The sequence below is a fragment of the Exiguobacterium aurantiacum genome, assembly GCF_024362205.1.
GTDB lineage: Bacteria > Bacillota > Bacilli > Exiguobacteriales > Exiguobacteriaceae > Exiguobacterium > Exiguobacterium aurantiacum_B.
This window is the reverse complement of sequence record NZ_CP101462.1, coordinates 1735729-1757084: the sequence shown is the minus strand read 5'-3', so window position 1 is coordinate 1757084 and position 21356 is coordinate 1735729. Positions and strand designations below refer to the sequence as shown.

The following is a 21356-nucleotide window of genomic DNA, read 5'->3' as shown; positions in this document are numbered from 1 at the left end:
TAATGGGGGTGCCTTCTATGGCAAAAGTTGCTGTCATCGGCGCAGGGAGCTGGGGAACGGCGTTATCGCTCGTCCTCGCTGACAATGGACACGACGTCCTACTCTACGGACGTGAGGAAGAACATGTGCATGAAATCAATACTGCTCATACGAACTCGACGTATTTGAAAGATGCCCCGTTACCGACCTCGATTCGGGCAACGACGAACATGGCGGAAGCGGTCGCTGGCCGCTCCATCGTGTTCCTTGTCGTCCCGAGCTCGGCAATTCGTCCCGTGTCCCGTGAGTTGAACACAATTCTCACGGAGCCGGCCGTCCTCGTCCATGCTGCCAAAGGGATTGAACCGAAGACGCACAAGCGTCTGTCGGAGATTATCGCTGAAGAGGTCGACCCGGCGAAACGCCGGGCCATCGGTGTCTTGACGGGACCGACGCATGCCGAGGAAGTGGCCGTCCGCAAATTGACGACAATCACCATCGCCTGCGAGGACTTGGACGTGGCCGACGAGATTCAAGAGTTGCTCACGAATGATCAGTTCCGGGTGTACTTGAACTCGGACGTCATCGGAGCGGAGTATGGTGGTGCGCTTAAAAACATCATCGCGCTCGCAGCCGGGATGACCGATGGCCTCGGTTACGGTGATAACGCCAAAGCGGCCCTCATGACGCGCGGAATCGTCGAAATTGCGCGGCTCGGGGTCAAACTCGGTGCCAACCCGGCCTCGTTCTCGGGCTTGACCGGGATCGGTGATTTGATTGTCACGGCCACGTCTCAGCATAGCCGTAACTGGCGTGCCGGTAACGCGATCGGTCGCGGTGAGAAACTCGAGGACGTGCTCGGTCATATGGGCATGGTCGTCGAAGGAGTTCGTGCCTGCGAGGCGGCGCATACGCTCGCCCGGGAAGCCGGTGTCGAGATGCCGATCACAGAAGCCCTTTACAACGTGTTGTTCGAAGGCAAGAGCCCGCATGATGAAGTACAAAAGTTAATGAGGCGCCCACAGAAGCATGAAATGGAAGAAGTATTCCATTTTGAAGGTGGCGAAGAGCAAAGGGACTGACGTTTTCGTTCAGTTCCTTTGTTTTTTTTGCTACACTTATGTACGGAGAAAGAATAAAAGAGAAAGTCGAGGGGATAGACGTGACACCGTCACTCATCAAGATGTGGATTTCATTTGCGGGGATTGGAGCGTTTGCCATCGCCGCGCTCATGGTGGCAGTTAGCCATACGAAACTTTCGGGCTGGTTCGCGGCACTCGTCCGCGTCATCGCATTCGTCATATTTTTATTCGGAACGATCATCATGATTTATGTGGTCGCTTCAGGACCGACAGGAGGATAACACGTGAAACGGATTTTGTTGGTCGCCAGTCTTTTGGCGGCGACCGTGCTCAGTGGATGTATGTTCCCGGACTCGAACCGGGTCGATAACGTCCCGTATGAAGATCAATTGAATTCGGTCCAGACGGCCGTTGACTCGTTCAAAGAGACGACCGGGGTGTTGCCAATCAAAACGAAACCGGCCGAGACGCCTCTCATGGAGCGCTATCCGATCGAGTTCGCCCGCCTCGTGCCCGGCTATTTGGCCGATCCCCCCGCGAACAGTTTCGAAGGGGGCGGCTTGTTCTTATACGTCCTTGTGGACGCTGAGACCGAACCTACCGTCAAACTCATTGATTTGCGCGTGACCGAACGGTTGCAGACGTTACAGACGAACATCAACGCTTTCCGGGCCAAGGAAGGCAAATTCCCGTTTGACGGCTCGGTCGGCAAAAACCAGTTCACGATCGACTATGATCTCATCTTCGTCTCAGAAGAGCCGACGGTCCCGAGTCCATACACCGATACCGAGTTGCCAATCTATGTCGACGGCAGCGGACAATTATTTGTCGATTACCGGACCGACCTCGAAGCCGCCCTTGAGAACACGGATGTAGAGCCAAAAGTCGGGGAAGACATTCGGTATTTGCTCTATAATGACTCCCCGTTCGCCCCTGCTTATTCGCAAGGGTACACGATTAATGAACAAGGTGAGGTCGAGTTTTTAAACAACTGATCGTCAGAACGGGTCGAATATGGGCTTTTCACTTAAAAAATGTTGTCATATCAACGTTTGTACGATATGATTAATCCCGTAAACTCCCTGCGAGAGGAGGTGAATCGTGATGAACAAAACTGAATTGATCCAAGCAGTTGCGGAGAAAGCAAACGTTTCGAAAAAAGAAGCTACACAAGTTGTAGAAGCTACATTCGAATCAATCACTGAAGCACTCCAAAACGGTGATAAAATTCAATTGATCGGTTTTGGTACTTTTGAAGTTCGTGAACGTGCTGCCCGTAAAGGCCGTAACCCACGTACGAAAGAAGATATCGAAATCCCGGCGAGCAAAGTTCCTGCCTTCAAAGCAGGTAAAGCGCTCAAAGATGCGGTCAAATAATGTGCAATACATAAGTCGCCGAAAGGCGGCTTTTTTTGTGTCGGAAAGCGAGTTCACATGGCGTGAATGTGACAAAAATGTGCTATACTATGTCAGAATGACAACGAAGAGGACGAGGGGGGATAGCATGGAACAGATGACATACGAAACCGTTGTCACCGACCTTGCTCGTCAAATCGAAGAACGCATGACCCATCCGTATTTGACGAGACACGAGATTGTACCCGCAGTCGACATGCCTTTACTTCGTTGGATGGTCGAGATGATTGAAATCGAATCGAATCAACAACGTCAGCTCGTGCTTGCGACGTACTTTGCGCACCAAGCGCTTGAACTGCACGATCAAGTAAAGGATAGCCCGAACGGATCGCTCGAGCGGCAACTGAAAGTGCTCGCCGGCGATTATGCCTCGGCTCAATTTTATAAAATCCTGGCCCTGTTTCCTGCCGACTATAGCAATCGCTTCGGCCGGACGGTCCAGCTCGTCAATGGGGCGAAATGTACGCTCGCGTTAGACGCGGACGTACCTGTCACGACATGGATGGAAGCGAACTTCGGATTGATCAAAACGTTTTCTGAAGTGATCGGTCAAGCGTATTTGACCGCATACGGAAAAGCGATCATCGAACGAAAGGCGGCGGAACTGCGCCAAGAACAACGAGAACAGCTATCGACGCTCCTGGCGCACGCTGTCGCTTAGAACGGAAAGGATGTTACGTATTGCAACCGAAAGAAAAAGAGCAAAAAGTATATGACGTGTTTCAATCAATCTCACCGAGCTACGATACGATGAACTCGATCATCAGCTTCCGTTTGCATAAATGGTGGCGTAAAGCGACGATGCGTCGCATGCAAGTGTTCCCAGGTGCTAAATGTCTTGACGTTTGTTGCGGAACGGCCGACTGGACGATTCAACTCGCCGAGGCGGCCGGGAACACCGGTGTCGTCAAAGGTCTCGACTTCTCTGAGAACATGCTCGCGGTCGGGCAAGAGAAAGTAGCAGACTATTCGACGATCGAACTCATCCATGGTAACGCGATGGCATTGCCGTTCGGTGATCACTCGTTCGATTATGTGACGATTGGATTTGGCCTGCGCAACGTCCCAGATTACATGACGGTGCTCCGTGAAATGCATCGTGTGTTGAAACCGGGCGGCACGGTCGTCTGTCTCGAAACGAGCCAACCGACGGCACCGCTCTTCAGCGAACTGTACCGGTTTTATTTCGGATCGGTCATGCCGCTGTTCGGCAAAGTGTTTGCCGGCTCGTACGATCAATATAAGTGGCTCCAAGAATCGACCGATCAATTCCCGGACCGGTTGACGCTAAAACGGATGTTTGAGACGGCAGGATTCGAACAAGTCGAAGTGAAGACATTCTCCGGCGGTGCGTGTGCCATGCACTTAGGAAAGAAGTGGTGACCGATGTCTTTGAAGCGACTTTATCGCCACATGAACCGAGAGATTGAACACATCGACCGGTTTTTGTCGACGCGAGTCCAAACGGATCATCCGGTCATCGAAGCGGCCTCGAAGCAACTTTTAGACGCCGGCGGGAAGCGGATTCGTCCGGCATTCGTCTTGCTCAGCGCCGGATTCGGACAAACGAAAGATATCCGGTTGACGAAAGTGGCGGCGAGTCTAGAGTTGATTCATATGGCCTCGCTCGTCCATGACGACGTCATCGATGACGCCTCACTACGGCGCGGCAAACCGACCGTCATGGAACGCTACGACGAGCGGGTCGCGATGTACACGGGCAATACGTTGTTCGGTGAAGCGATTCGACTCGTCTCTGAAATCGACTCGCCCGAAGTGATGCAAATCATGGCCGATACGATGGAACTGATTTGTGTCGGGGAAATCAATCAAATCCAAGATCAATATGACTGGGGCCAATCCCCGAAACGATATCTCGATCGCATCGCCCGCAAGACGGCGCTCTTGATCGAGACGAGTTGTGCGGCCGGCGCCGTCGTCTCGGGCGCCTCACCTGACGTCGTCAAACAGCTGCGGTTGTTCGGTTATGATATCGGGATGGCGTTTCAAATGACGGACGACTTGCTCGATTTCACTGCGAAAAGTTTTCAACTCGGAAAACCGGTCGGTGAAGATTTAAAACACGGTCATAAGACGCTTCCGCTCTTCTATTCGGCGGAAAACCCGGACTTTTTTGACCGGTTGCAGCAAATCAATCACTCGTCTGATTATGCTTTGACGCATACGCTCGTTCGTGAAGTGCAGCGCAACGGGACGCTCGATCGGAGTCAACGGACGATTGACCGTTACGTGAACCGGGCGATTCGACGGCTCGACGGGTTGCCGGACGCGCCAGACAAACGTTCGCTCATCGAAATCGCCGAGTATATCGGGAAACGAAAATGGTAAGTGATACCTTGTAACCCCTTTCAATAATGATGGTGACCGTGTAAACTAATAACGTACATGGTACACATATCGATTTAGGGGGATTAGGGGAATGGAAAAAACATTTTTAATGGTGAAACCGGATGGAGTGAAACGCGGATTGATTGGGGAAATCATCTCGCGCTTCGAACATAAAGGCTATACGTTGAATCGTCTTGAGTTGTTGACACCATCAATGGAAGTCGCACAATCGCATTACGCGGAACATAAAGAAAAGCCGTTCTTTGGAGAGTTGGTCGAATTTTTAACGTCTGGTCCTGTTGTGGCGATGGAGTGGGAAGGCGAGAACATCGTCGCCGTCTCTCGATTGATGATCGGGAAGACGAACCCGCTTGACGCACAACCTGGAACGATTCGTGGCGACTTGGCCTCGACGATGTCACAAAACGTCATCCATGGTTCAGATAGCGTGGAGAGCGCAGAGCGTGAATTGTCACTCTGGTTCGCCACTGAAGCATCACACGTTTAATGACGATAAAAGGGACGGGGGCCTCCTGTCCCTTTTTGTATTGGGATTGAAGCGCTTTCGCACGTTTTGGCACGACATGATCTAGGAGAAGAGAAAGAATTGAGGTTGGAACTGGTGATAAATGATTATGCCATCTTCGTAAAAAAGTTTTATTTGAAGTCGGGGATCGACTTGAATTTATATAAAGAGGCTCAGATGAAGCGTCGCATGATCGCGCTTCGTGAGAAGAAAGGGTATGCCACGTTCATTGAATATTTTAAAGCGATGGAAGCGGATCGCGGGTTATACGATGAATTTTTAGACCGCATGACGATCAACGTGAGCGAGTTTTATCGCAATCCGGTCCGCTGGCAACAGCTTGAGACGGACATCTTACCTGAGCTCATCCGGAAAAGCCAAGGTAAATTGCGTGTGTGGAGCGCGGCCTGTTCGACCGGAGAAGAGCCGTATTCGTTGGCGATGCTGTTATCGAAACATTTGTCACCCGCCCAGTTCACAATCACGGCGACGGACCTAGATGACGTGGTGATCGAAAAAGCGAAGCAAGGCAAATACCATGAGCGGGCGCTCGTCGACTTGCCCCCTGATTTTCGGCAGCGTTACTTCACCCGCCGCGGGGACGACTATTACATCACTGAAGACATCAAAAAATTGGTGACGTTTAAAAAACATAACCTGTTGGCCGATGTGTACGAACGGAATTTCGATTTGATCGTCTGCCGCAACGTCCTGATTTATTTCACCGAGGAAGCGAAAGAGAAAGTCTATAAATCGTTCCACCGTTCGCTTCGGCCAGGCGGGGTCCTCTTCGTCGGGGGCACGGAGCAAATCTTTCAACCGAAACGGTACGGCTACAAGATGAAACAAAGTTTCTTTTACGAAAAATTTGAAGAGTGAGGTGGCGCAGATGCGTTATTTGACGGCAGGAGAATCGCACGGACCGGGACTCTCGATCATCATCGAGGGTGTACCGGCCGGGCTTGAAGTCGACGTGCAAGCGATCAACGAAGAGCTCGCCAAACGGCAATCGGGTTACGGACGGGGCCGTCGCATGCAAATCGAATCAGACCGAATCGAGGTGAGGGCCGGCATTCGTCACGGGGTGACGACGGGGGCCCCTATTTCGTTTTGGATCGAGAACAAGGACCATACCCACTGGCGGAACGTCATGCAGGCCGAACCCGTCGACGCGGATATGGAAATCAAGCGCCGCGTCGTCAGACCGCGACCGGGACACGCCGATCTCGTCGGCGGACTGAAGTATGACCATCGCGACCTTCGGGACGTGCTCGAACGCTCGAGCGCTCGGGAGACGGCGGCCCGCGTCGCCGTCGGGGCACTCAGTAAGCAGTTGCTCGCTTCGGTCGGCATGTCACTCGTCAGCTACGTCAAAGTGATCGGCGGTGTCACAGCCGAGGCGTCATACGAGTCGCTCGAAACGATGCGCGCCACGATCGAGGCGTCACCGGTCCGGACGCTCGACGAGGCCGCAGGTCAAGCGATGATGAATCGGATCGACGAGGCGAAAGCGGCTGGCGATTCGCTCGGAGGTGTCGTCTGCACGGAAGTGCATGGCGTCATCCCAGGGCTCGGATCGTACGTCCAATACGACCGGAAACTCGATGCGGCCATCGCTCGCGCCGTCATGAGCGTCAACGCCATCAAAGGTGTCGCGTTCGGCGACGGCTTTGAGATGGCGTATCGACCAGGTTCTGAAGTGATGGACCCAATCGCCTATGGCCCGGACGGCTATACGCGGCTGAGCAACCATCTCGGCGGTTTCGAAGGCGGAATGACGACAGGCATGCCAATCGTCTGTACGGCTGTGATGAAGCCGATTCCGACGCTCTATAAACCGCTCCAATCCGTCGACATCGAGACGAAAGAACCGTTTCTCGCGCAAATCGAGCGCAGCGACGCCTGTGCCGTACCGGCCGCTTCGCTCGTTGTCGAGGCGGTCATCGCTTTCGAGCTTGCCCGTGAACTGTGCGAAACGTTCGGCCATGACACGGTCAACCGGCTCCAGTCACGCGTCGCTTCGTACCGGGAAGAGATCCGGACGTGGTGACGGTCCACGTGAACGCCTCGACCCCGTACGAGGTCACGATCGAACAAGGTGACGCCTGGCTCGACCGTGTCCCATACTTCACGTGTTCAACCGTTTGGGTCGTCACAGATGAGACGGTCGACCGGCTGCACGGAAGTGCGTTTCGGGATCGGCTCGCGCGCAAACATGAAGCAATCGTCTGGTCGGTCGTTCGCCCTGGCGACGGCTCGAAGTCGCTCGAGACGATCGAACGGCTCGTCACGGACGGATTGACGGCCGGTTGTGACCGAGATACGCTCATCGTGGCGTTCGGCGGCGGCATGGTCGGAGACTTGGCCGGTTTTTTGGCGAGTGTCTATATGCGCGGTGTGCGTTACATACAAGTGCCGACGACCGTGCTCGCGCACGATTCGGCCGTCGGCGGAAAAGTCGCGGTCAACCATCCGCTCGCGAAAAACGCGATCGGTGCCTTCTATCAACCGGCAGGCGTCCATTACAACGTCGAACGCCTTGAGACGTTGTCCGCGCGGGACGTCTTGAGCGGACTCGGCGAATTGATTAAGCACGCCTATTTGTCACGTTACGTCCTCGGCCACTCGTTCGAAACCGAATTGTTCACGGCCTTGGCCCAAGGACCGCTCGATTGGGAAGAATGGCTCGCGCGTGGGGTTGAAGTGAAACGATTGGTCGTCGAGGCCGATGAACGTGAACAAGGTGTGCGGGCGTGGTTGAATTTTGGCCATACGTTCGGGCATGCGCTCGAATCGGCCGAGGCGTATCGATTGTCGCACGGGGAAGCCATCCTGTACGGCATGGTGTACGCCTTCCTCGTCTCCGGCGACGAGATGCGGGCTGAATCCCTCGCTACGTACATGAAGCAAGAAAACATCTCGGCGGTCAACTGGCAACCGTTCGACTCGTATCTCGCAGGCATGGGACACGATAAAAAGAATCGGGATGGACACATCCGCTTCGTCCTGCTCGGTGAAGAAGTGACCGTGGAACGTGTCACGGCCGAGCGGCTCGCTGAAGCGTTTCATCAAATGAAAAGGTGGTTTTGACATGGGATTGAATGGATCCATACGCGTACCGAGTGACAAGTCAATTACGCACCGGGCTCTCTTGTTCGGGGCCGTCGCGACCGGAAACACGACGATTTATGATCCGCTCCTCGGGGAGGATTGCCGATCGACGCTCGAGGCGATCCGATGCTTGGGTGCTGGTGTCGTCGAAGAAGAGGACCGTCTCATCGTCACAGGGGTAGGGACACTCACATCGGCCGAACTTGATTGCGGGAACTCGGGCACGACGATGCGTCTTATGGCCGGGCTTCTCGCCGGATATGGTGGGGAATTCACACTCACCGGTGACGCCTCGCTCTCAAAACGTCCGATGCGTCGAGTGACGGACCCGCTCCGGAAAATGGGTGCTGACCTCGAAGGGGACTTCGCTCCAATCTCGATTCACGGCGGGACGCTAACGGGCATCGATTACACGTTGCCCGTCGCGAGCGCGCAAGTGAAGTCAGCCGTCCTGCTGGCCGGACTTCGTGCGACCGGGCCGACCATCGTGCGCGAGCCTGTCTTATCGCGGGACCATACGGAACGGATGCTTCCTCTTTTCAATGGCCGATTGGACATCACGACAGAGGACGGTGTCCGAACGATTCGACTCGTCCCGTCCGAGCTCGTGGGCGCGACGGTGGCCGTTCCGGCCGATCCGTCCTCGGCCGCCTTTTGGTGGGCTGGGGCGGCGCTCGTCCCGGGCAGTCGAGTCACGACGACGGACGTCTGTTTGAACGAGACACGGATCGGGTTTTTACGCACGCTCGAGCGGATGGGGGCGAAGACTGAAGTGACGAACGTCCGCGCGCTCGGGGAAGAAGCGGTCGGCGACGTGACGGTGTCGACGAGTACGCTCCACGGCATCCGCCTCGACGGGGACGCCATCCCGCATCAAATCGATGAGTTGCCGTTGTTCGCCCTCGTCGCGTCGCAAGCGACGAGCCCGTCATCGGTCCGAGACGCGGGCGAACTCCGTGTCAAAGAAACGGACCGAATTCAGACCGTTGTGCATGAACTTTCAGCGCTCGGTGTCGATCTTCGCGAGACGGACGACGGGTTTGACATCTTCCCGAGCCGTCTGCACGGGGGTCACGTCTCTTCGCACGGGGATCACCGCTTAGCGATGATGCTCCAAATCGCGGACTTATTGACGACGGAACGTGTGACGATTGAACACGTCGAGGCGGCGGATGTGAGTTACCCACGATTCCGTGACGATTTACAACGCCTCGGTCGTGAGATAGAATAACGTCAATACGAGTAGCCGGTAGGAGGAACTATAACCATGTTAGACGAAATAGAATTAAACCATATCATTGAGATGCTCGAGAAGGGCGAGACCGAGCATGCCCTCATGCACCTCGAGTCGCTCGAGAAGGAAGGGTCGGACGAAGACCGTCTGGCCATTGCCGACATCTACCTCGAACTCGGACTCGCCGACCGGGCCGTGAACGTGCTCGCGGCGCTCTACGTTGATTACGCGGGCAACCCGCATGTCGCCTTGTCGCTCGCCGAGGCGTACTTGGACAGCGACCGGGAAGAAGAAGCGATTGCCGTCCTTGAAAAGATTGATACGGCGGACAAGGAAGCGCATATGCGCAGCCTCGTCTTGCTCGCTGATCTGTATCAATCGCAAGGGTTGGACGAGGTCGCGGTCAAGAAATTGATGGAGGCGCTTGAAGCGAATCCAGACGAACCGCTGCTCATCTATGGTCTAGCCGAGTTGTACGCGTCAATCGGTTCGTTCGAACAGGCCGTCCCGCTCTATGCTCGTCTGCCGCACTTGCGCTTGCCGGAAGAACTCGACTATCAGGCGGACTACGCCGAGGCGCTCACGATGATTGGATCGTTCGAAGAGGCGCTCGATGAGTATGAGAAAGCGGGCGACCGCAATTTGAACACGGTGTTCGGACATGCGATGACGGCCCATCGTATCGGCCGCGACGAAATCGCCGTCAAACAGTTCGAGTCGCTGCAGGCGATGGATCCAGATTTCACATCGCTTTATCTGCCTTATACGGAAGCGCTCGACGCGCTCGGCCGTTTTGATGAGGCACTGGCCGTGATCGATCAGGGCATCGACCGTGACGATTATAACGATGAGTTGCGGACCGTGAAAGCGAAGCTGTTCTTGAAACAAGGCCGGACGGACGAAGCGGTCACGGAACTTCGTGAGGCGCTCGCGCTGAACCCGGAATCACTCCAGGCGACCGAGCTGCTCTTGTCAGTCTTGTTCGAATCCGGTGACATGGAGGCCGTCCTCGAGACGATCGATGCACTCGAAGAACACTCGACGTCCCCGCTCATGACCTGGTACAAAGCGAAGGCGGCCTATGAACTCGAAGAGTATGATCAAGCCGTCACGCTATACGGGTCGATCGAGCAAGTTTATAAAGAGGACGTGTCATTTGCCATCGAATGGGCTACACTATTGATAGAAGAAGGACAGCGTGCCGAAGCGCAACGAGTGCTCGAGCAAACGCTTGCGCTCACCGTCGACGTCGACGACCGCCAAACTCTTGAGGAGCGGCTCGAACGGTTGACGGACCACGATTAATCGATACAAAGGAGATGGGGTCATATGGTCGAGCGGAAAAAGATGTTCTTAAAGCGATTCCTCGCTCATCATACGCTTCGCAAACGAGAGGCCAAGTGGATTATCGACTACTGGCTCAGACATCCAGAAAAACTCGGGAACGTTCATTTTGTCACGAACGCCTCGGTCTCACCGCGTAGCCTGATCATGACGGCGTACGGCTTTGACGGGGAACCGTTTCGCTACCGCCGGGGTGACCTCATCACGGTCAATCCTGAGAAAGCGTATCATGACATCCGGCTTCATGACGGAGCCATCTACGTGGAGCTCAACTTCCAAGGGATGATGATCGACGAGATGTGGATCGACATCGTTGAATTGAATCCGTTCGAGCCCGTCGCCGAACTCAAGGATGAAGTGACGACGTCCGCTCAGACGGTCATCCGGGCCTCGGTCGCCCAGTTCGAGGAAGAACGTCTGCTCGTCGAAATCGACAAGGCGCTCGACCGGCGTGACGAGAAACTGTTCCGCAATTTGACAAGCCAGTTGCATCAAGTGCGGGCCTCAAAATTATTTTAATAAAAACAAGCGCTTCCGTTATGGTCAGCGCTTGTTTTTTGGTATATTAATGACGTAGGAATACACAATAATTTCACATTTCGTTCATAAGTTTCGCAGAGGGAACGTTTGTAGGTACGCTACAATGGACATGATGATGTATGTCTGGAGGAGAGGAGGAGGAAGATGAGGTTCGATGGCATAGACGCGATGAAGTCGCTGACAGAACGCCAGTACGTCGATACGCTCGTCGTCCCACTCGTCGAACTGGCGTTTGATGAGGATATGGTGCGTAAAGCCGAAGGGAACGAAGTCATTCAGGCGGTCGCACTCGAAACCGAACGGCAACTGTCGGGACGGACGATGCTCAGCCCGACGATCAGTTACGTCGATGTGGACGCTGGCCGGGCGACGGCAGAAGCGGTACACACGAAAGCGACGGCCTCTGGGTTTTCCCATGTGTTGTTCATCTCCTCGGATTTGCGTTTCAAAGGGTCTGAACTGCCGATTATTTTTGTTCCGCCGCTTGCTTTGAAAGGCATGTCCGGCGAGCAGTCGCACACGATGGTTCAAAATTTTGCGACGCAAGTCATTACCGAGCTTTCGAGCCGTTGGATGGCGACATGAAGCGGTTGACGTGGAGGTTTTATTGATATACTATTTTGTTGAGTGAGAAATTTTTGTGAAGAATGCATAAAGAATTATGGGGTTATGCACACGAATGAGGGGGGAACGAAATGGCTCAAAATGGGTCAAAAGTCACACGCCGTCAGTTCTTAACGTATACGTTGACTGGTGTAGGTGGCTTTATGGCGGCAACATTGATCAGTCCGATGGTCAACTTTGCGATCGATCCGGTCTTAAAAAAATCGGATGCGGGCGATAAAGTAAAAGTCATCAGTCTCGACGACATCACGACTGAGCCGCAACGTGTCGACTTTAAGAAACAAACGCAAGATGCTTGGTATGAATTTGAAGAAACGCTTTCGGCGTGGGTATTTAAAGATGAGAGCGGCGAAGTCATCGCCTTGTCTCCAATTTGTACGCACCTCGGTTGCCAAGTAGGATATGGTGGAGACCCGACTCGACCGACAGAGTTCTTCTGTCCGTGTCACTTCGGTCGCTATGAGAAAGATGGAACGAACATTCCGGGTACGCCTCCGACATCACCACTTGCACGCTACGAAAAAGAAGAAAAAGACGGCTTCCTATACTTGGGCAGTCCAGTCGCACAGTTGTGAGAGGGGGAATAGTCGATGTTACAAAAAATTTATGATTGGGTCGATGAACGCGTCGACATCACGCCGTTATGGCGCGACATCGCTGACCATGAAGTTCCAGAACACGTCAACCCTGCCCATCACTTTTCAGCATTTGTTTATTGTTTTGGCGGTCTGACGTTCTTCACGATCGTGATTCAAATTCTGTCAGGGATGTTCTTGACGATGTATTACGTACCAGACATCATCAACGCGCACGCGTCGGTGTACTATCTTCAAAACGAGATCGCACACGGACAAATCGTTCGTGGGATGCACCACTGGGGCGCATCGGTCGCCATCGTCATGTTGTTCTTACATACGCTCCGCGTATTCTTTACCGGATCGTATAAGAAACCGCGCGAACTCAACTGGGTCGTCGGTGTTCTCTTGTTCTTCGTCGTCTTGGCGCTCGGTCTTACAGGGTACTTGTTGCCGTGGGATATGAAAGCGTTGTTCGCGACGAAAGTTACGCTTCAAATTGCCGAGAGTGTCCCGGTCATTGGTGGCATCGCCAAGACGCTTCTCGCCGGTGGTGAGATCGTCGGCGCACGGACGCTCACGAACTTCTTCGCCATTCACGTCTTCTTCTTACCGGCGGCCTTGTTCGGACTCCTCGGAGCCCACTTCTTGATGATTCGTAAACAAGGGATTTCAGGACCGCTATAAGCCGATTCGAAGATATAAAGGGGGAGAAACGATATGCATCGCGGTAAAGGGATGAAATTTGTAACCGACTCTCGAGTAGGAATCTCGAATCGGAAACAAAATATTGCAAAAGACTATTCTGAATACCCAGGACGCACTGAGGCGTTCTGGCCGAACTTCTTGTTGAAAGAGTGGATGGTCGGTTCGGTCTTCTTGATCGGATTCATCGCCTTGACGATCGTCGAGGCACCACCGCTCCAAAACATCGCCGATCCAACGAACACGTCTTACATTCCGTTACCGGACTGGTATTTCTTGTTCTTGTATCAATTGCTCAAGTACCAATTCGCAGCAGGGGATTGGATCTTGCTAGGAACGGTCATCTTGCCAGGGGTCGCCTTCACGGCACTCTTGATCGCACCATGGCTTGACCAAGGGCTCGAACGACGTCCGGCGAAACGTCCGGTCGCCATCAGTTTCATGCTTCTCGGTATTTTGTCGATCTTCTACTTGACGTGGGAGTCGGTTCAAACGACGCATTGGGATCAAGTTCACGAGCAAGGGATTCTTCAAGTACCAGGCGAAGGCCCAGAAATCGATACGGCCGCACCAGGTTACGAGATTTATGCGGCCCAGTCTTGTGTGAACTGTCACGGTCAGAACCTTGAAGGCGGCGCAGCCGCTCCAGGTCTTATCGGAACAGCTTACACGGCCGAAGAGATTGCGGATATCGCGGTCAACGGTATCGGAACGATGCCAGCCGGGCAATGGGATGGTTCGGATGAGGACCTCCAAGCCATGTCTGAATTCATCGCGTCATACGGTGAAGGCGGCGAAAACAACCAATAAGCCATTGGTTCAAGAAGCGTGGCCCGTCCAACGGGTCACGCTTCTTTTTACTTTGGGTCGCTTACGTTACAATTAACATAAAAAAGGATGAATACTCGAATGATACATATGATACGCCCAATCCTCACGCATCGGATCGTCTTAGTGCTCTTGTTCATCATCAACCTGCTCGGCACGATTTACGGGTACGTCTGGTATGAGCCGCAGCTCCGTGACACTCCGCTCCTCTACTGGCCGTTCGTACCGGACAGCCCGACGGCCTCGCTCTTCTTCACGGTCGTGCTCGGCTTATGGATCGCCGGAAAAAAGTCGCCCCTCATGGAGACGCTCGCCTTCGTCACGCTCATCAAATATGGGGTGTGGGCCGTCGTCATGAACATCTTGTTCTTACGGGAACTCGGTCCGGATGCGGAGACGTTCACCGTGCTCATGGCTGTCATGCTGATGGTGTCACACGGGGCGATGGCGTTCCAGGCGCTATTATACGCGCCATTCATGACGTGGACGGTCCGTTCGTTCGTCTTGACGCTCGTCTGGGTCATCCATAACGACGTCGTCGATTACGTGCTCGGGCAATGGCCCCGCTATCCGTCACTCGCCGAACATATCGCCTGGATCGGCTACGGGTCGTTCTGGTTGACGGGATTATGTTTTTTTATGGGATACCACATCATCCTGCGCACTTCGCTTGATAATAAGTTCATAAGAATGTAAAATCAGATTATCAAATACACGCAGAGGTGATAGAGAACATGTCATTAGGTGGCTATATTTTCTATCTTGCACTGATTATGCTCATCCCGTTATGGGCCCAGATGCGAGTGAAAAGTACGTACAAAAAATTTCTCCAACAACCGATTCAAAGCGGCGTCACGGGTGCACAAGTCGCTGACTTTATTATGAAACAAAACGGTGTCCACAACGTCCGCATCGAGATGGTCGATGGGTTGATGAGTGACCATTACGACCCGGTCAATAAAGTCGTCCGTCTATCGCGCGAAGTGTATCAAGGCTCGACGATTTCATCGGCTGCAATCGCGGCCCACGAGATCGGCCACGTCATTCAAGATGCGACCGACTACAAGATGATGCGTGTCCGCCACCGGCTCGTGCCGGTCGTGAACATCACATCGAACTTGTCGTTCCCGCTTCTCCTAGGTGGTTTCCTGCTCGGCGCGATGGGCCTCGCCCAACTCGGTGTCGTCATGATGCTCGGGGCGGTCGTGTTCCAACTCGTGACGTTACCAGTCGAATTCGATGCCTCGAAACGGGCCATGGCTGAACTAACGAGCCACGGGATCGTCACAGCAACGGAAGAGTCGGGCGCTCGTAAAGTGCTCAACGCGGCAGCATGGACGTACGTGGCGGCAACGCTCGTCGCCGTCGCCGAACTGATTCGCTTGGCGCTCATCGTCTTCATGCCACGTGATGAGTAGAATCAACGGTCCCGTCAACGTGACGGGACTTTTTTGTATCTTGTTTTGAAAGGAGCTTCTCATGCCAAAACCACAATTGACGAAGGCGGGTCGCCTGCGTTTGATCGAACAACTCGAGACGCTTCGCATCGAGGGTCGGCGCGAGGCGCTCGAACGCGTCAAGGCAGCCCGTAAATTTTGTGACTTTCGAGAAGATGTGACGTATTTTGAAGCGGTCCGCGAACAAGAGCGCATCGAGACGAAAATCATCGAACTTGAACGCACGCTCGCCGATGCCGTCATCGTGGAGCAGGAGGCTCTTGCCGGAGATGTCGGGTTCGGTGACACGGTCACACTGCGAGAACTACCGGATGGTGAGACCGAGACGTATCAAATCGTCGGTGAGCTCGAGGCCGATTTTGCAAACGGGACGATCTCCGCGACGTCGCCGCTCGGCAGCGGGTTGATGGGAGGTGCCGTCGGTCAAACCGTCTCCATCGCTTCACCGGGCGGCACGCTCACGTTTGAGATCGTCCGCATCGAACGATAATGAAACAACGCCCCGTTCAGTCGAACGGGGCGTTGTGCGTCGTGACTTATTTCAAAGGAATCCGGTTCTCATCGAACGTGAAGCCTTCACCGCCGACCTCATAGACGTGGTGGAACGTGACGAAGGCGTGCGGGTCGATCTGTTTGACGATCGTCTTCAACCGGTTGACCTCGTTGCGCCCGACGACGACGTACAGCACTTCGAGTTCTTTATTCGAATAGCCGCCCTTGGCGAGAAGGCGAGTCGTTCCACGGTTCATCGTGGCGTGGATGCCGTCGGCGATGGCCGTCCGATGATCGCTGATGATCATGGCGGCCTTGCCGGCATATGTCCCTTCCTGCATCGAGTCGATGACGCGGGCACCGATATAGACGGCGAGAAGCGTGTACATCGCCTCGCGAATATCGAGATACGTCAAACTGAGGACGATGACGAAAAAGTCGAACACGAGGAACGTCTTGCCAATCGACCAGCCGACGTAGCGTTGGACGAGCCGGGCGATGATGTCGACGCCTCCGGTCGTACCGCCGTTATTGAAGATGATGCCAAGACCGACCCCGATGAAGAGGCCCGCGAACAAACTCGCGAGCACCATGTCGTCTGTCAAGTCGATGACGAGGTTCGAATACTTGGCGATGAGGGCGTACCAGAGCGAGAAACTGAACGTCCCGATGAGCGTGTAGATGAACGTCGTCCGCCCGAGCAGCTTATAGCTGACGAAGAAGAGCGGGATATTGAGCGCCAAGTTCGTGATCGATGGCGACCAGTCGAACAAGCCCCGCAGAATCAAGGTGATCCCGGTGAAACCGCCTTCCGCCAAATTGTTTTGGACGTTGAAGTGATAGACACCGAACGCGAAAATAAAGGAACCAATCAAAATAAAGAAAATATTGCGAAACCGAATCGGTAATTGTACCGTCATCTGGTTCACCTCCCATCTAGTAGCGTACTCGAAAAACCTCTCGATTGCCTACCCTGAACATATGACAATCGTGACGGAGTCCGATATACTTTTCACAGAAGAGGTGATTTTATGAAAATAGTAGCAATTGGGGCCCATCCGGACGATATTGAAATCGGCATCGCCGGCATGACCGCCCAATGGACGGCGGACGGCACCGACGTGCTTTATGTCGACTTGACGAGAGCCGAACTGTCCTCGAACGGCGACGTCGCCACTCGGGCGCAGGAAGCCGAGACGGCCGACCGGGTGCTCGGCATCCGCCGCATGAATCTCGAGTTCCCGGACCGGGGGTTGATCGGGGACGCAACGCAAATCGAGGCACTCGTCCGTTTGATTCGGACCGAGCGGCCGACACACATCCTATATCCATACGGCGTCGATCGCCATCCCGACCACGGTGCATGTGCCCGACTCGTCGAGGAGGCGCTGTTTAACGCCGGGATTCGTAAATATATGCCCGACGTCCCGGCGTACCGACCGTCGAGCGTCTACCAATACATGATCAACGCCCACACGACGCCGGACGTCTGTATCGACATCACGGCGACGATCGAACATAAACTAAACGCCTTACGGGCTTATGCCAGTCAGTTCACGCCCGTCGACGGTGTGGCGACACCGCTGACGGACGCATACGTCGACCGTGTGTTGGCACGGGAACGTCATTTCGGTAGCTTGATTGGCACGGAGTACGCCGAAGGGTTGATGACGATTCGCCCGTATGTCGTCAACGAGGCAGGTGAGCTCGCATGAGATTACGCATCGGGGTCCTTTGCTATCCGTCGGTCGGAGGTTCGGGCATCCTCGCCACCGAGCTCGGTATGAAGCTCGCCGACCGGGGGCATGACGTCCATTTCATCACGTCGAGCATCCCGTTCCGGTTGAACGCCTACCATCCGAATATCACGTTCCACCAAGTCGAGATCAATCAGTATTCTGTGTTCCGCTATCCGCCGTACGACATCACGCTCGCCTCGAAGATCGCGAGCGTCATCCAGGCGTTCGGCCTTGACGTCATCCATGCCCACTACGCGGTGCCACACGCCGTCTGTGCCGCCCTCGGGCGCGAGATGGCCGGTACGAAGACGCCGATCGTATCGACGCTGCACGGGACCGATATTACCGTGCTCGGGGAAGATGAGGAACTGAAGCCGGCCATCCTTTATGGTTTGCGCCAATCGAACGCGATCACGGCCGTCTCGGACAGCTTGAAACAAGAGACGCTCGAGCGAATCGGGTCCGATTTGTCGATCGACGTCATCCATAACTTTATCGACGAGGCCGTCTATCAGCCGCAGGCCGACACATCGCTCCGCGAACGATACGGCTTGTCCGATCACGACCGGGTCGTCATCCATATCTCGAACTTCCGCCAAGTGAAGCGAATCGACCTCGTGCTCGAGTCGTTCCAGCAGATGGACGTGCCGCACAAGAAGCTGCTCCTCGTCGGCGACGGTCCGCTCATGGGAGCGATGCGCCGCCTCGTGAGCGAGATGGGACTTGAAGAGCAAGTCATCTTCGCCGGAAAGCAAGAGCAAGTGGCGGCACTTCTGTCGATCAGCGACGTCCATGTGCTGTTGTCAGACAAAGAGGCGTTCGGTCTCGTCGCCCTCGAGGCGATGGCGACGGGTGTCCCGTCGGTCGTCAGCGATGCGGGCGGATTACCGGAAGTCATCACGGACGGAGTGGAAGGCTTCGTCGTCAAACGTGGCGACGCGCTCACGGCGACGAGAGCACTCGAATCGATCTTGCTCGACGGGGAACTGCATGCACGTTTCCGTGCGAACGGGCTCGAACGGGCCAAGCAGTTCGCCTCGGCCGACATCGTCACGGCGTATGAAGCGCTGTATGAACAGGTGGTGGGCCGATGACGGAATGGGAATACGCCAAACGAATCATCGAGACGATCAACACCCACGGCGGGGAGGCGTACATCGTCGGCGGGGCCGTCCGTGACTATATGCTCGGTACGCTGCCGGACGATATCGATATCGCGACGTCGCTCTTCCCGGACGAAGTCATGCGCTTGTTCCCGAAATCGGTACCGACCGGGATTGACCACGGCACGGTGACGGTCATCCTCGACCATCACCCGTTCGAAGTGACGACGTTCCGTTCGGAAGGGACGTACTCGGATTCGAGACGGCCCGATCACGTCTCGCTCGGCGTCTCGCTTGAGGAAGACATGAAACGGCGCGACTTCACGATGAACGCGATGGCGTTCCACGACGGCAACGTCGTCGACTTGTTCGGCGGTCGGATGGACCTCGAGGCTCGTGTCATCCGGACCGTCGGCAGTCCGTATGAACGGTTCAATGAGGACGCGCTCCGCATCATGCGGGCGTTCCGCTTCATGGCCCAGCTCGACTTCCGGCTCGACGACGACGTGCAACGCGCCTCAGAGGCGCTCGGCCATAAACTGCAGGACATCGCGATGGAGCGGGTCGCCATCGAGTTTGAGAAACTGCTGATGGGCCCGGCATACCGGAAGGCGCTCACGGCGATACTTGACCTCGGGATCCACCAGTACTTGCCGAACGTCACGGAGCCGCTCATCCGCCGCGTCATCGCCGACAAACGGACCCCGATCAATCCGGTCGGGGGCTGGGCGCTGTTCGTCTATTATGCTGACGCGCCCGATTGGCTGACGCCGTGGAAACGTTCGAACGCGCTGAAGCGGGAGGCGGCCGTACTCGCCCGCCTGTTCGACAAGGGGCTTGACACGTTCACGATCTATGAGACGAAGACGGAGACGCTAGCGGCATACTTGGATATGTCCGGTCGAAGCGAGACGGCCGAACAGTTGAAACGGCAGTTGCCGATCCAATCGCGCCAGGAACTTTGCTTCAATGGTCGTGATGCGCTTCACATCGGGGCCCGCGGGCCACTGATCAAACAGTTGCTCGCCCATGTCGAGCGGCTCGTGCTCGAGAGAAAGCTCGCCAACGAACCGGAATCGTTACGAAAGGAGGCCGAACGATGGCTTCGACACGCGGAAAAGTCTTAAATCTATTGCAGGACGGGACAGTGTGGAGCGGGCAAGAGTTGGCCCGCCAATTAAGTATTTCACGTACCGCTATTTGGAAACATATCGAGACGTTAAAACAAGACGGGTATGCGATTGAGACGATCCCCCGCAAAGGGTATCAATTATCTGGTCAGACCGACCGGCTCGATGAACCGGCGTTCGTGTCGTTCCGGAAAGGACGGTTCGGACAAGTCGTCCATGCGTACGAGCAAATCGACACGACCCAGCGCATCGCCCATGAATTGGCGCAAAAAGACGCGCCAGAAGGGACGCTCGTCATCAGCGAGGAACAGACGGCCGGACGAGGACAACTCGGCCGGAACTGGTATAACCCGAGCCACGTCAATATCGCGGCGAGCGTAATCTTGCGTCCGGCGTTGCCGATTCGCGACGCCTCGAAATTGACGCTCATGGCGGCGAGCGCTTTCGCCCGCGCCCTGCACGCACAAGGTATCCCGGCCACGATCAAATGGCCGAACGACTTGTTGCTCAACGGGAAGAAAATCGGTGGGATTTTGACCGAGATGCAAACGGAAGGAGACCGGATTCAAGCCGTCATCCTCGGGTTCGGGATGAACGTCAACAGTGATGCCATCCCGGACGAGCTCGCCCATCGCGCGACTTCGATCAAACTTGAAACGAGACAGACGTATCGCAGAAGTGAGTTGCTCGCCACCTTGCTCGTAGAGCTTGAAGCGGAATATGACTTGTTCCTCGAGTCCGGGTTTGGCCCTGTGCGCGACCATTGGCTCGAACACGCCGCCTATTTGGACGAACCGGTCACGTTGACCGCGTCAGGTAAGCCACGACTTGGGACGATGCGCGGAATCTCGGAGGAAGGGGCGCTCCTGTTAGAACGGGAAGGAATGGTCGAGCCAATCTATTCGGCCGAGATCGCGGTTTGGAATGATTGATGGAAACGAGTTCGTGGTCTATAATGAATGTGCCGGACGCTATCGCTAGCGAAGTGTACCGGAACTGCAGACCGTCACTTTATATTTTGTCTGCCTTGATCATTTTGACAGGGACAGAAGGACACTCAACTACTTGAGATCGCTTTCGTGCGCCTTCTTACCATTCGTGTAGGAGGGCGTTTTTTGTAAC

26 protein-coding genes are annotated in these 21356 nt (G+C 54.9%); 25 read left to right on the top strand and 1 reads right to left on the bottom strand.

Features of this window, described 5'->3' with window-relative positions:
• The first annotated feature begins 17 nt into the window (after positions 1 to 17).
• The 21 genes from NMQ00_RS09140 to NMQ00_RS09040 all read left to right on the top strand — a co-directional run bounded on the left by NMQ00_RS09140 (position 18) and on the right by NMQ00_RS09040 (position 16260).
• Positions 18 to 1061 carry an NAD(P)H-dependent glycerol-3-phosphate dehydrogenase gene (locus tag NMQ00_RS09140; RefSeq protein WP_255176454.1) on the top strand — a complete coding sequence of 348 codons (1044 nt, stop codon included), beginning with the start codon at positions 18 to 20 and terminating at the stop codon, positions 1059 to 1061.
• A gap of 101 nt (positions 1062 to 1162) precedes the next feature.
• Complete coding sequence (locus NMQ00_RS09135) at positions 1163 to 1342, top strand: DUF2768 family protein (protein ID WP_255176453.1); 180 nt, start codon at positions 1163 to 1165, stop codon at positions 1340 to 1342.
• Between the two features lie 3 nt (positions 1343 to 1345).
• Positions 1346 to 2056, top strand: coding sequence for a hypothetical protein (locus NMQ00_RS09130; protein WP_255176452.1), 711 nt, complete (start codon positions 1346 to 1348; stop codon positions 2054 to 2056).
• A 109-nt stretch (positions 2057 to 2165) separates the two neighbouring features.
• Positions 2166 to 2438: an HU family DNA-binding protein gene (locus NMQ00_RS09125; protein WP_021067196.1), complete on the top strand. Its 273-nt coding sequence runs from the start codon at positions 2166 to 2168 to the stop codon at positions 2436 to 2438.
• Between the two features lie 127 nt (positions 2439 to 2565).
• Entirely contained in the window at positions 2566 to 3138 is a 573-nt protein-coding gene (locus NMQ00_RS09120) for a heptaprenyl diphosphate synthase component 1 (protein WP_255176451.1), read from the top strand.
• A gap of 20 nt (positions 3139 to 3158) precedes the next feature.
• Positions 3159 to 3860, top strand: a complete 702-nt coding sequence (locus NMQ00_RS09115) for a demethylmenaquinone methyltransferase (protein WP_255176450.1) — start codon at positions 3159 to 3161, stop codon at positions 3858 to 3860.
• Positions 3861 to 3890: 30 nt separating this feature from the next.
• Entirely contained in the window at positions 3891 to 4826 is a 936-nt protein-coding gene (locus tag NMQ00_RS09110) for a polyprenyl synthetase family protein (protein WP_255176449.1), read from the top strand.
• Between the two features lie 91 nt (positions 4827 to 4917).
• Complete coding sequence (gene ndk / locus NMQ00_RS09105; protein WP_255176448.1) at positions 4918 to 5334, top strand: nucleoside-diphosphate kinase; 417 nt, start codon at positions 4918 to 4920, stop codon at positions 5332 to 5334.
• A gap of 117 nt (positions 5335 to 5451) precedes the next feature.
• Positions 5452 to 6231 (top strand): CheR family methyltransferase, encoded by a 780-nt coding sequence (locus tag NMQ00_RS09100; RefSeq protein ID WP_255178705.1) that lies wholly within the window; start codon positions 5452 to 5454, stop codon positions 6229 to 6231.
• A gap of 10 nt (positions 6232 to 6241) precedes the next feature.
• Positions 6242 to 7402, top strand: coding sequence for a chorismate synthase (gene aroC / locus NMQ00_RS09095; RefSeq protein ID WP_255176447.1), 1161 nt, complete (start codon positions 6242 to 6244; stop codon positions 7400 to 7402).
• Entirely contained in the window at positions 7396 to 8442 is a 1047-nt protein-coding gene (locus NMQ00_RS09090; RefSeq protein ID WP_255176446.1) for a 3-dehydroquinate synthase, read from the top strand. Before aroC ends, NMQ00_RS09090 begins: the two co-directional genes overlap by 7 nt.
• Before the next feature lies 1 nt (position 8443).
• Positions 8444 to 9694 (top strand): 3-phosphoshikimate 1-carboxyvinyltransferase, encoded by a 1251-nt coding sequence (aroA, locus tag NMQ00_RS09085; RefSeq protein WP_255176445.1) that lies wholly within the window; start codon positions 8444 to 8446, stop codon positions 9692 to 9694.
• Positions 9695 to 9730: 36 nt separating this feature from the next.
• Entirely contained in the window at positions 9731 to 11002 is a 1272-nt protein-coding gene (locus NMQ00_RS09080) for a tetratricopeptide repeat protein (protein ID WP_255176444.1), read from the top strand.
• Between the two features lie 24 nt (positions 11003 to 11026).
• Positions 11027 to 11560 carry a ReoY family proteolytic degradation factor gene (locus NMQ00_RS09075; protein WP_034777333.1) on the top strand — a complete coding sequence of 178 codons (534 nt, stop codon included), beginning with the start codon at positions 11027 to 11029 and terminating at the stop codon, positions 11558 to 11560.
• Between the two features lie 165 nt (positions 11561 to 11725).
• Positions 11726 to 12166, top strand: a complete 441-nt coding sequence (locus NMQ00_RS09070) for a DUF2487 family protein (protein WP_255176443.1) — start codon at positions 11726 to 11728, stop codon at positions 12164 to 12166.
• Between the two features lie 110 nt (positions 12167 to 12276).
• On the top strand, positions 12277 to 12780 hold the full coding sequence (locus NMQ00_RS09065; RefSeq protein ID WP_131434059.1) for a QcrA and Rieske domain-containing protein: 504 nt from the start codon (positions 12277 to 12279) through the stop codon (positions 12778 to 12780).
• A 15-nt stretch (positions 12781 to 12795) separates the two neighbouring features.
• Positions 12796 to 13467, top strand: a complete 672-nt coding sequence (gene qcrB / locus NMQ00_RS09060) for a menaquinol-cytochrome c reductase cytochrome b subunit (RefSeq protein WP_021067209.1) — start codon at positions 12796 to 12798, stop codon at positions 13465 to 13467.
• 33 nt (positions 13468 to 13500) lie between these two features.
• Positions 13501 to 14295, top strand: coding sequence for a menaquinol-cytochrome c reductase cytochrome b/c subunit (locus tag NMQ00_RS09055; RefSeq protein ID WP_255176442.1), 795 nt, complete (start codon positions 13501 to 13503; stop codon positions 14293 to 14295).
• A 99-nt stretch (positions 14296 to 14394) separates the two neighbouring features.
• Positions 14395 to 15009 (top strand): DUF1405 domain-containing protein, encoded by a 615-nt coding sequence (locus NMQ00_RS09050; protein WP_255176441.1) that lies wholly within the window; start codon positions 14395 to 14397, stop codon positions 15007 to 15009.
• 38 nt (positions 15010 to 15047) lie between these two features.
• Complete coding sequence (locus NMQ00_RS09045; protein ID WP_131434065.1) at positions 15048 to 15731, top strand: zinc metallopeptidase; 684 nt, start codon at positions 15048 to 15050, stop codon at positions 15729 to 15731.
• A gap of 61 nt (positions 15732 to 15792) precedes the next feature.
• Positions 15793 to 16260 (top strand): GreA/GreB family elongation factor, encoded by a 468-nt coding sequence (locus NMQ00_RS09040; RefSeq protein WP_255176440.1) that lies wholly within the window; start codon positions 15793 to 15795, stop codon positions 16258 to 16260.
• 46 nt (positions 16261 to 16306) lie between these two features.
• On the opposite strand, the gene NMQ00_RS09035 is transcribed toward NMQ00_RS09040, so the two are convergent.
• The gene (locus NMQ00_RS09035) at positions 16307 to 17182 is read right to left on the bottom strand and encodes a YitT family protein (protein WP_138859556.1); all 876 of its coding nucleotides are present in this window, start codon (positions 17180 to 17182) and stop codon (positions 16307 to 16309) included.
• Between the two features lie 111 nt (positions 17183 to 17293).
• On the opposite strand from NMQ00_RS09035, the gene bshB1 reads away from it, so the two are divergent.
• The 4 genes from bshB1 to NMQ00_RS09015 are packed head-to-tail and all read left to right on the top strand — an operon-like array spanning position 17294 to position 21166.
• The gene (gene bshB1 / locus NMQ00_RS09030) at positions 17294 to 17977 is read left to right on the top strand and encodes a bacillithiol biosynthesis deacetylase BshB1 (protein ID WP_255176439.1); all 684 of its coding nucleotides are present in this window, start codon (positions 17294 to 17296) and stop codon (positions 17975 to 17977) included.
• Complete coding sequence (gene bshA, locus NMQ00_RS09025; protein ID WP_255176438.1) at positions 17974 to 19095, top strand: N-acetyl-alpha-D-glucosaminyl L-malate synthase BshA; 1122 nt, start codon at positions 17974 to 17976, stop codon at positions 19093 to 19095. Before bshB1 ends, bshA begins: the two co-directional genes overlap by 4 nt.
• Positions 19092 to 20231, top strand: a complete 1140-nt coding sequence (locus tag NMQ00_RS09020; RefSeq protein ID WP_255176437.1) for a CCA tRNA nucleotidyltransferase — start codon at positions 19092 to 19094, stop codon at positions 20229 to 20231. Before bshA ends, NMQ00_RS09020 begins: the two co-directional genes overlap by 4 nt.
• A complete protein-coding gene (locus tag NMQ00_RS09015) occupies positions 20204 to 21166 on the top strand; it encodes a biotin--[acetyl-CoA-carboxylase] ligase (protein WP_255176436.1) in 963 nt (320 codons plus the stop codon). Before NMQ00_RS09020 ends, NMQ00_RS09015 begins: the two co-directional genes overlap by 28 nt.
• Positions 21167 to 21356: the final 190 nt, after the last annotated feature.